The organism is Citrobacter sp. Igbk 14 (assembly GCF_028069825.1).
Classification (GTDB): Bacteria; Pseudomonadota; Gammaproteobacteria; order Enterobacterales; family Enterobacteriaceae; genus Citrobacter.
This window is the reverse complement of record NZ_JANEWM010000048.1, coordinates 1-12,348: the sequence shown is the minus strand read 5'-3', so window position 1 is coordinate 12,348 and position 12,348 is coordinate 1. Positions and strand designations below refer to the sequence as shown.

General features: G+C 46.5%; 15 protein-coding genes. 7 read left to right on the top strand and 8 right to left on the bottom strand.

Annotated elements, in window-relative coordinates; translation table 11 throughout:
- The first annotated feature begins 15 nt into the window (after positions 1 to 15).
- From NNN64_RS17070 to NNN64_RS17045, 6 genes are all read left to right on the top strand, one after another.
- Entirely contained in the window at positions 16 to 1,593 is a 1,578-nt protein-coding gene (locus NNN64_RS17070; protein WP_271442124.1) for a methyl-accepting chemotaxis protein, read from the top strand.
- A gap of 62 nt (positions 1,594 to 1,655) precedes the next feature.
- Positions 1,656 to 2,582: a glutaminase B gene (glsB, locus tag NNN64_RS17065; RefSeq protein ID WP_202038661.1), complete on the top strand. Its 927-nt coding sequence runs from the start codon at positions 1,656 to 1,658 to the stop codon at positions 2,580 to 2,582.
- Positions 2,582 to 2,941 (top strand): DUF4186 domain-containing protein, encoded by a 360-nt coding sequence (locus tag NNN64_RS17060; protein ID WP_137383083.1) that lies wholly within the window; start codon positions 2,582 to 2,584, stop codon positions 2,939 to 2,941. The genes glsB and NNN64_RS17060 overlap by 1 nt, the downstream gene beginning before the upstream one ends.
- Before the next feature lie 80 nt (positions 2,942 to 3,021).
- A complete protein-coding gene (locus NNN64_RS17055) occupies positions 3,022 to 3,549 on the top strand; it encodes a GNAT family N-acetyltransferase (protein WP_271442123.1) in 528 nt (175 codons plus the stop codon).
- Positions 3,550 to 3,655: 106 nt separating this feature from the next.
- Positions 3,656 to 5,107, top strand: coding sequence for a tagaturonate reductase (locus NNN64_RS17050; protein ID WP_271442122.1), 1,452 nt, complete (start codon positions 3,656 to 3,658; stop codon positions 5,105 to 5,107).
- Positions 5,108 to 5,313: 206 nt separating this feature from the next.
- Positions 5,314 to 6,228, top strand: coding sequence for a bestrophin family protein (locus tag NNN64_RS17045; protein ID WP_271442121.1), 915 nt, complete (start codon positions 5,314 to 5,316; stop codon positions 6,226 to 6,228).
- Positions 6,229 to 6,312: 84 nt separating this feature from the next.
- On the opposite strand, the gene NNN64_RS17040 is transcribed toward NNN64_RS17045, so the two are convergent.
- From NNN64_RS17040 to NNN64_RS17025, 4 genes are all read right to left on the bottom strand, one after another.
- Positions 6,313 to 6,690 (bottom strand): GFA family protein, encoded by a 378-nt coding sequence (locus tag NNN64_RS17040; protein WP_271442120.1) that lies wholly within the window; start codon positions 6,688 to 6,690, stop codon positions 6,313 to 6,315.
- A gap of 150 nt (positions 6,691 to 6,840) precedes the next feature.
- On the bottom strand, positions 6,841 to 7,599 hold the full coding sequence (gene tam / locus NNN64_RS17035; RefSeq protein WP_271442119.1) for a trans-aconitate 2-methyltransferase: 759 nt from the start codon (positions 7,597 to 7,599) through the stop codon (positions 6,841 to 6,843).
- A 120-nt stretch (positions 7,600 to 7,719) separates the two neighbouring features.
- The gene (locus NNN64_RS17030) at positions 7,720 to 8,064 is read right to left on the bottom strand and encodes a thioredoxin family protein (protein ID WP_271442118.1); all 345 of its coding nucleotides are present in this window, start codon (positions 8,062 to 8,064) and stop codon (positions 7,720 to 7,722) included.
- Between the two features lie 119 nt (positions 8,065 to 8,183).
- Entirely contained in the window at positions 8,184 to 8,576 is a 393-nt protein-coding gene (locus tag NNN64_RS17025; RefSeq protein ID WP_271442117.1) for a hypothetical protein, read from the bottom strand.
- A 151-nt stretch (positions 8,577 to 8,727) separates the two neighbouring features.
- Here NNN64_RS17025 and NNN64_RS17020 point away from each other — a divergent pair, with 151 nt between their 5' ends.
- A complete protein-coding gene (locus tag NNN64_RS17020; protein ID WP_271442116.1) occupies positions 8,728 to 8,919 on the top strand; it encodes a hypothetical protein in 192 nt (63 codons plus the stop codon).
- 181 nt (positions 8,920 to 9,100) lie between these two features.
- Here NNN64_RS17020 and NNN64_RS17015 read toward each other — a convergent pair whose 3' ends face one another.
- From NNN64_RS17015 to NNN64_RS17000, 4 genes are all read right to left on the bottom strand, one after another.
- A complete protein-coding gene (locus NNN64_RS17015; protein ID WP_271442115.1) occupies positions 9,101 to 10,030 on the bottom strand; it encodes a hypothetical protein in 930 nt (309 codons plus the stop codon).
- Between the two features lie 262 nt (positions 10,031 to 10,292).
- A complete protein-coding gene (locus NNN64_RS17010) occupies positions 10,293 to 10,556 on the bottom strand; it encodes a hypothetical protein (protein ID WP_271442114.1) in 264 nt (87 codons plus the stop codon).
- A 308-nt stretch (positions 10,557 to 10,864) separates the two neighbouring features.
- Positions 10,865 to 11,200, bottom strand: a complete 336-nt coding sequence (locus tag NNN64_RS17005; protein WP_001519747.1) for a hypothetical protein — start codon at positions 11,198 to 11,200, stop codon at positions 10,865 to 10,867.
- Entirely contained in the window at positions 11,197 to 11,592 is a 396-nt protein-coding gene (locus NNN64_RS17000; RefSeq protein WP_226302925.1) for a hypothetical protein, read from the bottom strand. Before NNN64_RS17000 ends, NNN64_RS17005 begins: the two co-directional genes overlap by 4 nt.
- Positions 11,593 to 12,348 lie beyond the last annotated feature (756 nt).

Genomic DNA, 12,348 nt, shown 5'->3' with positions numbered 1-12,348 from the left:
ATACAGAAGAGTAATATGAACATAACGCAAATTTTTCGTCGCCTGATCCCCCGTCAGTTTGGTCTGTTAACCGGTATTATTTGTATTATTGCGCTGTTCTCTGTTTTGCAGATTGCATCCTCGCTTATGCTCTCAACCTCTGTCAGGGACGCGCAGATAAATGAACAGCATAACCAGCAAGTGCTCTTGCAACAGTCGAAGATCGATCAAGCAAGGGTGGCGCTGTTAACGGCCAGCGACTTACTTAATCGTGCCGGCGTTTACTTTATGCAGGATGCGGCTACTGGCTCGGAAGGGAGCTGGCATCCGTTAATGGAAGAGGCCCAGCATGCGTTAACGCAGTCAAAAACGGCATGGGATGCCTGGCTTGCAATGGGTCCGCATCAGGCTGCCGACTTGATGGAGAGCTATCAGCGTTTTTATAGTGGTATTCAGGAGCAGGCAGATGGATTAATGCAATCCAATAGTATTGATGCATTTTTTGCCGTACCTGTGCAGGCGTTTCAGACAGACTTTAATGAAAATTATGCACGCTTTCAGCAAGACAGTGGCCAGCAAGCGGAAAAAGGGCGAGAGCAGCTGTTGACCAGTCTTGAACGTTTACAGCAGCTCTTTTTATTTATTCCTCTTGTGCTGGTGGCGATTGCGGTACTGGTCTGGCGCAGTATGTCCCGCTGGGTCATCGCGCCACTGAGACGGCTGATCGATCATATTGATGTGTTAGCGGCTGGCGATCTTTCCCGTCCGGCACCCCAGGTGAGCCAGTTTAATCGTGAAGTGACACAACTGAGTTCACGTATTGACGCGATGCAGCAGGGGCTACGTATGCTGGTACAGCAGGTGAATGACGCGACTACCTCAATGGTGGGGAATATCACTCAGCTTACGCAAAGCAATAAACAGTTGTATCAGCAATCCGCGAAACAAAGCGATGAGCTAAATACGGTGACATCACATATTTCGTTTCTGGAAACACATGTTGAGGATAACAGTGGGTTTGCTCAACTGGCGAATCAACGCGCCGTTCAGGCACGGGATATTGCTGCGGGTGGCGACCGGATGATGGCAACGGTAAATGCGTCGATGCAGGCGATTGTTGCCCGTTCATCAGAGATGCGCGGGATCATCTCACTGATTGACAGCATCGCGTTTCAGACCAATATTCTGGCGTTAAATGCGGCGATTGAAGCTGCGCATGCTGGTGAACAAGGGCGTGGATTTGCGGTTGTTGCAAAAGAAGTTGGATTGTTGGCGAGAAAAAGCAGTCAGTCCACGCAGAATATTCAGGCGCTGATTCATCATTCCTTAGCGGGTATAGATGAGGGCTTTCATGCGGTGAACGGACTGGATGATAACTTACAGCAGGTGATATCGCTGGTGGAAAATCTTGGTGCCTTATTGAATGACATTTCTGCTGCGACGATGAATCAAGGAACGCGTATTCACGCGTTGACCAGTCAGCTTCAGGCTCTGAATAACGAAGCCCGACAGACCAGCGATCTGGTGAACGCCGCATCTGATTCCTCCCTACAGTTACATCATGAATCTCATCAGCTTATGCAGGCCGTTGCCAGATTCCGTCTTCCGGCCTGACGCTGTGTATTCAGCTCTGTTATACTCGCAGGCCTTTCATACCTGCGAGCAAGGAGCATGTTGTGGCCAGGGCCATGGACAATTCAATTTTAGAGACCATTGTGCAGCAGGTTCGTCCGCTGATTGGTCAGGGAAAAGTTGCCGATTATATTCCTGCATTAGCCTCCGTCGATGGGTCAAAACTGGGTATTGCCATTTGCACCGTTGATGGTCAGCACTATCAGGCGGGGGATGCGCAAGAACGTTTTTCTATTCAGTCGATTTCAAAGGTACTTAGCCTGGTTGTCGCAATGCGTCATTACCAGGAAGACGAGATCTGGCAACGTGTTGGCAAAGATCCTTCCGGTCATCCGTTTAACTCGCTGGTACAGCTGGAAATGGAGCAGGGTATACCGCGTAATCCCTTTATCAATGCCGGGGCATTGGTGGTTTGCGATATGTTGCAAGGTCGGCTGAGTGCCCCACGGCAACGAATGCTGGAAGTGGTACGTGCATTAAGCGGCGTTTCAGATATCGCTTATGATGCGACGGTAGCTCGCTCTGAGTTTGAGCATTCCGCCCGCAACGCGGCAATTGCCTGGCTGATGAAGTCCTTTGGCAATTTTCATCACGATGTGACGACCGTTCTGCAAAATTACTTTCACTACTGCGCGCTGAAAATGAGCTGCGTGGAACTGGCGCGGACCTTCGTATTTCTGGCGAATCAAGGGAACGCTTTCCACCTCACCGAGCCGGTGGTTTCGCCGATGCAGGCGCGGCAGATTAACGCGCTAATGGCGACCAGCGGTATGTATCAAAATGCCGGGGAATTTGCCTGGCGGGTAGGTCTGCCGGCGAAATCGGGTGTCGGTGGTGGCATTGTGGCGATCGTGCCGCATGAGATGGCGATTGCGGTCTGGAGTCCGGAGCTGGATCCCGCAGGGAACTCGCTGGCGGGTATTGCGGTACTGGAACAATTAACTCAACAGTTAGGGCGCTCGGTTTACTGATGAATACGCTCGACCCGCTTTTTGCCCGACTGGCGAAATCGACTTTTCGATCGCGGTTTCGTCTCGGTCAGAAAGAAAGACAATATTGTCTGGAAAAAGGTGCGCCGGTCATTGAACAACATGCGGCCGATTTTATTGCTAAGCGATTGGCACCCGCGTTTCCGTCCAATGATGGAAAGCAAACGCCGATGCGTGGACATCCGGTGTTTATCGCTCAACATGCCACGGCGACGTGCTGTAGGGGATGTCTGGCCAAATGGCATGATATACCTCAGGGGCAACCGTTGAGCGAGCAACAGCAACGTTACGTTGTCACTGTTATCTACCACTGGTTAGTGCTGCAAATGAATAAGCCATAGATAACATAATCCTATGATTCGACTCCTTGTGTTATGTAATTGTTAATTGCAGTATGAAGGGGTCAATCTAAGGAGACCAAATGGCGACCAACACTCCCTGCTTTATACTGAGCGCGGAACAGATCCTGTCGAGAATCGACGAGCTTAGTGATGTCCTTGAACAGTGCGTGAACGATGGCGCATCTGTCAGTTTTATGCTTCCTTTTAACCGCGATAAGTCACGGCCTTTCTGGACGCGTGTTGCGCAAAGTGTCTCTTGTGGAGAACGCATTGTTCTGGGGGCTGAAAATGCGCAAGGGACGCTCATTGGGACCGTTCAGCTCATTATCGCTCAACCCGAAAACCAGCCTCATCGTGCAGACGTTGCCAAACTCCTGGTTCATACCTCTGCACGGCGGTGTGGGATCGCCAGGGAATTGATGAATACACTGGAAATTTGTGCACGTCATGAAGGGAAAACCCTCCTGGTTCTTGATACGTCTACAGGCAGCGCCGCCGAGTTGTTCTACCACAATTGTGGATGGCAAAAAGCAGGGGTCATCCCTGGCTATGCAAAAATGCCCGATGGAACGCTGGCCGGGACCACACTTTTTTATAAAACGCTCTAATTTGTCACCGGGGATTGATCAAAACAGGGTTTCATTGTATTAAAGTTTGCTAACCTATTGGACCAATTCAATCAGGTTGTATGACTAATCAAAAAGGGAACCCATTGTGCAAACACTAAATCGTCGCGATTTTCCCGGTGCTCACTATCCTGAACGCATTATTCAGTTTGGTGAAGGAAACTTCCTGCGCGCCTTTGTTGACTGGCAAGTTGATCTGCTGAATGAACATACCGATCTGAACGCTGGTGTGGTCATTGTTCGTCCTATCGAAAGTACCTTCCCGCCGTCACTGAGTACCCAGGATGGTCTCTATACCACCATCATTCGTGGTTTGAATGAAAAGGGCGAGGCCGTCAGCGATGCCCGTTTAATTCGTTCGGTTAACCGCGAAATCAGCGTCTATAGCGAATACGATGAGTTCCTGAAGCTGGCGCATAATCCTGAAATGCGTTTTGTTTTCTCTAACACCACGGAAGCGGGTATCAGCTACCACGCGGGTGATAAGTTTGATGACGCGCCAGCGGTGAGTTATCCGGCTAAACTGACCCGACTGCTGTTCGAACGCTATAGCCATTTCAATGGTGCGCTTGATAAAGGCTGGATTATCATTCCTTGCGAGCTGATTGATTATAATGGTGAAGCGCTACATGAACTGGTTCTGCGTTATGCTCAGGAGTGGGCGTTGCCGGAAGCATTTGTACAGTGGCTGGACAAGGCAAACGCATTTTGCTCTACGCTGGTGGACCGTATTGTTACCGGCTACCCACGTGATGAAGTTGCGAAGCTTGAAGCTGAACTGGGTTATCATGATGCGTTTCTTGATACCGCAGAACACTTCTATCTGTTTGTTATTCAGGGGCCAAAATCATTAGCCACCGAACTTCGTCTCGATAAATACCCGCTGAATGTTCTGATTGTTGATGACATCAAGCCGTATAAAGAGCGTAAAGTCGCCATTCTCAACGGTGCGCACACTGCACTGGTACCGGTCGCCTGGCAGGCAGGGCTTGATACCGTGGGTGAAGCAATGAATGATGCTGAAATTCGCGCCTTCGTTGAGAAAGCCATCTATGAAGAGATTATTCCGGTGTTGGATTTGCCGCGCGATGAATTGGCTTCATTTGCCAGTGCGGTAACCGGCCGATTCTGCAACCCGTACATTAAGCATCAGCTATTGTCGATTGCGCTTAATGGCATGACCAAATTCCGCACCCGTATTCTGCCGCAGCTGTTGGCAGGGCAGAAGGCCAGCGGCCAACTGCCGCCGCGTCTGACATTCGCCCTGGCAGCCTTGATTGCTTTCTACCGTGGTGAGCGTAACGGTGAATCTTATCCGGTTCAGGATGATGCACACTGGATGGAGCGTTTCCAGGTGTTGTGGGCTCAGCATCGTGACCGCCAGATTACGACCGAAGCGCTGGTCAACGCGGTATTGGCCGTAAAAGAGCACTGGGAACAGGATCTGACACAGGTTTCCGGCCTGGTAGAACAGGTTTCTGCTGATCTGGATTCTATCCTGGCGAAAGGCATGCGCGAAGCGGTTAAGCCACTGTGCTAACACGTTAACCCGGCTCAGGCCGGGTTTTTTTATCGATCTTACTTAGTTACAACATACAAAGTGCTATTTTAAAATACCACTCATCTGTAGCTTCAGTGCAGAGTAGGGTCAGCAGGAAAAGATGTTGAGATAGTGTTGCTATAAGCTTGCAACATTGATCGCGATCACGTTTAATGTCCCGGCTTTCACATTTTCCGAAGATAACCATGATCGTTCGCCCCCAACAACACTGGCTACGCCTGATATTCGTCTGGCATGGCTCGGTATTATCCAAAATCTTTTCACGCTTGCTGCTGAATTTCCTGCTCTCCATTGCCGTTATCATCATGCTGCCATGGTATACGATGCTGGGTATCAAATTTACCCTGGCACCGTTCAGCATTCTCGGTGTCGCAATTGCAATCTTCTTAGGCTTTCGTAACAACGCCTGTTATTCACGCTATGTTGAAGCCCGACATTTGTGGGGGCAGTTGATGATTGCTTCCCGTTCACTTCTGCGCGAGGTGAAAACGACCTTACCAGATGATGCCGAACTGGGGCAGTTCGTTCGTTTGCAAATCGCATTTGCCCATTGCCTGCGTATGACGTTACGTCGACAACCGCAAGCGGAACCCCTGACGAAATACCTCAGCGAGAGCGATTTACAGACCGTCTTTGCGTCCCAATCTCCGGCAAACCGCATTCTGCTGCTGATGGGTGAATGGCTGGCCGTTCGCAGACGAAATAGGCAGCTATCTGATATATTATTTCACAGTTTAAACAACAGGTTAAATGATATGTCGGCAGTGCTGGCAGGTTGTGAGCGTATCGCGAACACGCCAGTCCCGTTTGCTTACACCTTAATCCTTCATCGCACGGTATATCTGTTTTGTATTATGTTGCCGTTCGCGTTAGTGGTGGATTTACACTATATGACACCATTCATCTCGGTGCTTATTTCCTATACCTTTATCTCGCTTGATACGCTAGCCGAAGAGCTCGAAGATCCGTTTGGTACAGAGAATAATGATCTACCACTCGATGCGATTTGTAATGCAATTGAAATCGATTTGCTGCAGATGAATGATGAAACCGTTGTACCAGCGAAACATATGCCAGATAAGCATTACCAGCTGACATAACATCCGGTAGAGCTGGTCGCGCGACCAGCCCTCATTGTTTAACGGAAGGAACAGGTAAGACTTGATGCGCCGGGCAGTATGGCTTTAGCCGAATTCTCTTTGCCACCACGCAGGCTGCATATCGGTAAATGAATGAAACTCGGGGGCCAGATCTTCATCGTTGGGATCATCAAAAACGCCTGCTAATAGCGCAATTACCGGAGCGTCATCGATGGCACCAACTGAACTTCCACATTGAGGGCAAAAAGCACGACTGGAGGTTTCTGAAGAACGCCAGGTCGTCGGTTTACCCGCTTTTCCCGTCCATTCTACATTTTCAGCATTAAATTCAATCCAGACGACAGTCGGTGCACCGGTATGCTTGCGGCAAATATCACACGAGCAGGTATGCGAATTATTAGGGCTCGTCGCGGTAAAGCGAATAGAGCCACACAGACAACCGCCAATGTAGACTTTAGACATGACAACCCCCGTCAGTTAACGTTCTCAGACACTAGCAGATGACTGGCTTCATCACTAGATCCTCATCGTAAAAAGGCGAGGGCGCGCATGGGGAATTCACAATAATTATCAGCCCCTGGTATAAAGAGGCTGATAATCGACGGTCAGTGATTAAGAATTGTGTTTAGCAACGATAAACAACCGCGGAAACGCCAGCAGTATTTTCCCATTCTCTTGCAGCGGATATTGCTCCTGCAGCAATGCATGGTAGCGCGCCAGATAGCGATGCTGTTCGCTTTCACTCAGGTCCTGCAACCATGGACGTAACCCCGTAGAACTCACCCAGTCGATAATTGCCTGGTGTGAATCCATAACGTGATAGTAGGTTGTACGCCAGATATCAACATCACAGCCCACGTCAGTCAAAATATCATAATACGCATGCACTCCGGGAAGAGGTGCGCGGCCGCGATCGGGGTAACCCAGCTCATAGGCGACTTCACGCATCAGAACATGCGTTGGCTCCAGCCAGTTATCCGGCATTTGTACGGCCAGTACGCCATCTTTGCCCAGCAGAGAGACCAGGTGGGGAAACAGCTGATAGTGATCAGGAACCCATTGCAAAGATGCGTTTGCATACAGCAGATCTACAGGCGCTTCTGTCTGAACTGCGCTAATATCCGCTTCGATAAAATGACAGCCAGGCAACGCATTACGCGCTTCGCTTAGCATTGCCGGTGAAGAATCCACGCCTGTTATTTTTGCTGATGGCCAACGTTGATGTAGCAATGCGGTGCTGTTACCCGGGCCGCAGCCGAGGTCGACGACTGAGCGCACATTCTCCAGCGCGACTCTGCTGAGCAATTCAGCAGCAGGTCTTGAACGTTCGGTCTCATATTGGAGATAAAGCGAAGGGTTCCAGTCAGCCATGTTTCTGTATCCTGTATGCGATGAGTTTAGGTCCGCGAGCTATTATTAAGATTACGACATAATGACCAATATTCATCTTTATTAAATGAAAGAGAAAAAGTCTGCCGTACTGGTAAGAGTTTAGTCCGAGGCGATGTTTTCCATAGCTTTTTGCACTGCCTTTAGAAACACAGCAGCAGGTTGTGGACCCGAGATTCTATCCACTACTTGTCCATTCCTAAAAATAAGTGTGTTTGGTAATCCCCAAACGCCATATTTTGAAGCGAGAACGGGGGCCTGAATAACATTGACCTTACCAGTAATAATCGTTTCTGGCATCTGAGATATTGCCAGGTCAAAGAAGCCTTCACTGCTACTGCAGGGGGCGCACCATGGCGCTTGAAACCGAATGATCGAAACACCAGCGAAATGCTCAACGTCGGAAAAATTACTCTCTGTAAATAGAGTCACCGTTCTGTCAGACATAAAATACTCACTTATTACTTGTTATGAAGTCGTCTTTCCTGAGTGTTGGGGACTGGTTTTAAGGTGAGGATAGGGGATTTCTATCACGGTTTTCTTCCTGATATCTGAACAGTTTAGGTTCAAAAACAGGTATGCTGATTAATATATTTCCCCACATCAACAACTTTATTTGTATTGGGGTCAACATTGAGTACTATAAACCGCATTTGTGGGCAGAACAGTTCCAGGCTTTTTTTACTGCATTCCGTTTGTAACCATTTATGATTGCCGCTTTCGGTTTGCACCAGATTGAGGTTTGCATCCTTACTGCACGCAAAACCGTCCACGATTGCTCTTTGTCTTGCAGCATCCAGATCCAAACCAATAACATTTAGTTTATCGACGTCTTTGTCATGTGAACTGGCAGAGACACGGGTCAACGCGCAGCCAGTCAGCGCGAATGAAAGAGTAAATAAAAAAGCGACGCGTAAGATAGCATTATCATTTTTATGAACATGGATAGTTCTTTGCATTGTGTTGTATGGTCCGATGCTGTGAAATTCCAGGGGCACAGGTTTGTGTTGTACCTTGGTTGTACGCGAAAAGGAGTGAGTGAGCAATTGCAACGTCAATGATTTGACGTATGGGTAAAGTGTATAGTTTGAGTGGCAGTCGGTGAACAGTATGAATCCAGAAACAGCACTGTTAGGCGCTATCAACGACCAGCACAATGATGAACCAAATACACCAGATTTTACCGCTCACTATGTTAGTGCGCATAATGTATTGGATTGTGAAATGGCGTGGAACACGCTATTTCCCCTCAAGACTCATAACCAGATGGCTGCACCAATAAGCGACAAGCTGGAAGCTTGAGCGATAAAGAGCGGAGCGACTGGCGACAGAATTGCTTTGCAATTATGGTGACAGATGCGACAGCATCATGTGTCAATATGCGAAGCAAACAGACTTGTCCCATAAGTTGTATTTTGAATCTTTATTATCAATCGTTTGTGACTCAATCAAGGCCACCATATTGCAGATGGCCTTTGTTCAATCACACTTCATAGCAATCAATAAATGGATTTCTTTCTGTCCATTGACGTTGCAACCACTGGACATACTGGATGAAGACATGAACGTCACCATCAATAATGGAACAATGACGCATTATCTTCTTTGTTAATGGGAAGAAGATTGTTGTTCCATAGGGTGTATCAGTGATAATGGTGTGAGTGTTTCCATTCATCACTACTGAGAATTGAATCTCTGAATCTTCCAGTATGACTAACGCATCATCGACAATGACCTTTCGGTTTTTATTGATGGAGTAATAATCTGATTTAGATATCTTCATCGCCTGATTTCTCAACCCAGCTTCTTTTGCATTATCACTGGTTGGAATGAAAGACATTGTATCTGGTGAATAATGACGACGATGGGAATAGTCTTTATCAAACTCATACTTCACCGGATTGTCTTTCCATTTGCTATATCCGGGAATTGCTGGAAGGTCTGAACAGAAGTTCTGAAAGCAATGCCATCGTTCACACACAACCACACCTTTGTACCCTTTATGAACCTGCTTTCCATTTCTGGTGTAGTAGCAACGAGCAATCATATTTTGCCAGAGCACATACTCCTTTGTTCTCTGTCCATATGTCTCGGGAGTGTAGGGGACATATGTCCGATACTGTCCAATTCCGATATAGCCAACACCATGAATAACGGGACGCATTAACGCTTCACGTCTTTCATCTTCATTGCCGAAGTCATATGAACGGTCGTCAACCTTTCCAGATTTGATTGCTGAACAATAGGCTTTGGTTGTGTGTCCAGTCTCTTCAAACTGAATGACATAATAACCACGACGATTATGATTGAGCAACTTGCCAAGAATGCGATAACGACCATAACGATTAGAGGTAAAGATATTGCCTGAATAATAATGAGGATGATTGTAATCTGTGGTGTAATTGTATTTCATCGGATACTCCATAGAATGAATGAGAATCAACAGAAGGAAGAATGAAGTTGGAATGGGTCCTACTTTCATCAACACCTTCAATTCAGGCATTCACTGCATGGAGCTAAAAAAAAATTCATAAATAAAATTGTGGTAATAATGATCAAGTAATGATCACCCATTATTAAACGCGCTCTATGGCATTCTGAGGGGTTTTAATAATGGACAATGGTAATGACAGGGCTTAACGTCTCACGACGTGCTGTAGCCCTTTCTTTGGTGCTTATTTCTTAGGGTGAACACCCTCTAAACGGTCAGCCTCTGCATGACGGCCACAAGCCCGCAGAGACATAATCTGTAGCTTTAATGGGTCATTGAATATAGCCTTATCAATAGCTGAATTTGAAGCAGTATGACGAACACCTGTTACTACATCAGTGGAACGAGCAGAACGGGCTAATGCAGGAGGAACACGATTCCCATGACGGTCAATGTGATACGCACCATTAGCTTTGTTTGCTTCATGCTGCGCTCTGGATAATGCCATTGTCAGCCTCCTTGTATTCTGCTTCGCAGACGTGTGAAAGTTGTTTTGTTTTCAGGTTGGCTTTACGACTCACGACAGCCTGAGTTTTGGTTTTATTAACCATCTTTCTGAGTTTGCTTTTCATCGTGCAACCAACACTCCATTACTTGTATATTGCATATATGGGATATCACTCTGTGGAGTTGGAGTTTCACGAGGAAGTTTATTTGTAGCCATTGGCTGAACACATTTGCCTGTAGGCAATGGAACCGCGCAAGAGGTAGTTTTCGCATTAAACGTTGGTTTTGTCTGAGACATTGTATTTTTCCTTATGCGCACAAATTTGAATGAAAAACTTGTGCTGGAAGTGGTTGGGTGAAAGAGATGGATTTGTTTTCTTGTAAAGATAAAGAAAGCAATTGCCTTGCTCGTTCCATCCGTTTAGTTCCAACTTTGGACTGTAGTTTGTTGCCCTTTGATTCACGAATCCAGACAGGATGAACGCCTGCTTTTATCCATAGATAACGTGGTGCTGTGATATGCCAGCCACAATGCTTGTCACCACTAAAGCTTTTGCTGATAACCAGACGGTCTTCATCTTTTAAAAGACGGGCAATAATTTCATCATTCAGCGCTTTTGCTGAAAAGTAGTGAGGTGAGTTCATTGCATACAACCTCTGGACATATCCTGGTATTGTTCCAGTTGCATTTCTTTCCACGATTTGATTCGATGGTTGCAACGAAACTTCCCATTTCCATCAACGATGGCGTAGTGAACTGAACGGTCTGACATTAAGCGTCTGCGTTGCATTTCATTAAGACGAAGGGAAATCTCTTTCGCATTCATCCAGAAAGAATAGTCATTGGTTATTACTTCAATCTGAAGCTTTCCATCTTTCTCCCGATGACATGGCATATATCCATTCTTACTCATAAATCCACCATCACTTGTCAGGTAGAATAATGAAACAAGAGTGCTATTGATTAAGTCATCAGGATATGAAGCCTGAGAAGTTGAACAGCTTGCATGAGAAGTAGGTGAAGAAATAGAATTCATTTATTTCAGTCCTTGTTTAGAGGGTTATTAAGGTTGGTTTAAGAGATTCCAGAAATTCAGACAAAGTAGAAATAGTGTCTGTATCGAATCTGGCCTGGAATCTGCAACCAGCGTGATTGTCGAGAAAGTTTGTATCTAACTTTGCTTTCTTCCAATTACTTCTGGTTGATGATAAGTAGTAAACTGGTTTGTTTCTCTCTCTTGCTCGTATCACAATAAATTTGTTGCTCATGGAAGTTAGTATGAGTATCAAAGTTTCAATGGACACGAGACTTGAGGGAATTGTATGGGTTTTCATTTCCAATCTCGTTTGTGACAGCAATTAGTGGTTAGACCAGATAATAAAGCCTCTCAATGCCACAAGGAGAGACTCTGGAATGAAATAAGGTGATTATGAGGGTAGGGCAGAGAAAGCCCTGAGATTGCCGTACAGGCGTGCTAAATGGGGCATTAGTTGGAAGTGAAAGGTAATGGATTCTGTATTATCCACGGCACCCGACTTTGACTAAATACTGCGCGTACTATCTACCTAGTACAATGAGATCAATAAATGATCACAATTAGGTATTTGTGCGCATTTATATAATTGTTCATAATGTGAGCTAAATTAGCACTTCCGGCTACTGACAGGATTTTTAGCCATTTGTATAATGCCTTTAGCCCTCTGCAAGAGAGCCATGCGGCTTGAGCTGATAACTAAAGATTAAGAGAATAAGAATAAAGAAAAGAAATCACTTCCAACTAATATTCCAGAAC

Bases quoted from the DNA above. Each gene is read 5' to 3' on its own strand.
- NNN64_RS17070 (WP_271442124.1), top strand. From the start codon at position 16: ATGAACATAACGCAAATTTTTCGTCGCCTGATCCCCCGTCAGTTTGGT.
- NNN64_RS17060 (WP_137383083.1), top strand. From the start codon at position 2,582: ATGAATACGCTCGACCCGCTTTTTGCCCGACTGGCGAAATCGACTTTT.
- NNN64_RS17005 (WP_001519747.1), bottom strand. From the start codon at position 11,200: ATGAACTCACCTCACTACTTTTCAGCAAAAGCGCTGAATGATGAAATT.
- NNN64_RS17045 (WP_271442121.1), top strand. From the start codon at position 5,314: ATGATCGTTCGCCCCCAACAACACTGGCTACGCCTGATATTCGTCTGG.
- NNN64_RS17010 (WP_271442114.1), bottom strand. From the start codon at position 10,556: ATGGCATTATCCAGAGCGCAGCATGAAGCAAACAAAGCTAATGGTGCG.
- NNN64_RS17020 (WP_271442116.1), top strand. From the start codon at position 8,728: ATGAATCCAGAAACAGCACTGTTAGGCGCTATCAACGACCAGCACAAT.
- NNN64_RS17015 (WP_271442115.1), bottom strand. From the start codon at position 10,030: ATGAAATACAATTACACCACAGATTACAATCATCCTCATTATTATTCA.
- NNN64_RS17055 (WP_271442123.1), top strand. From the start codon at position 3,022: ATGGCGACCAACACTCCCTGCTTTATACTGAGCGCGGAACAGATCCTG.
- tam (WP_271442119.1), bottom strand. From the start codon at position 7,599: ATGGCTGACTGGAACCCTTCGCTTTATCTCCAATATGAGACCGAACGT.
- NNN64_RS17040 (WP_271442120.1), bottom strand. From the start codon at position 6,690: ATGTCTAAAGTCTACATTGGCGGTTGTCTGTGTGGCTCTATTCGCTTT.
- NNN64_RS17030 (WP_271442118.1), bottom strand. From the start codon at position 8,064: ATGTCTGACAGAACGGTGACTCTATTTACAGAGAGTAATTTTTCCGAC.
- NNN64_RS17000 (WP_226302925.1), bottom strand. From the start codon at position 11,592: ATGAATTCTATTTCTTCACCTACTTCTCATGCAAGCTGTTCAACTTCT.
- NNN64_RS17025 (WP_271442117.1), bottom strand. From the start codon at position 8,576: ATGCAAAGAACTATCCATGTTCATAAAAATGATAATGCTATCTTACGC.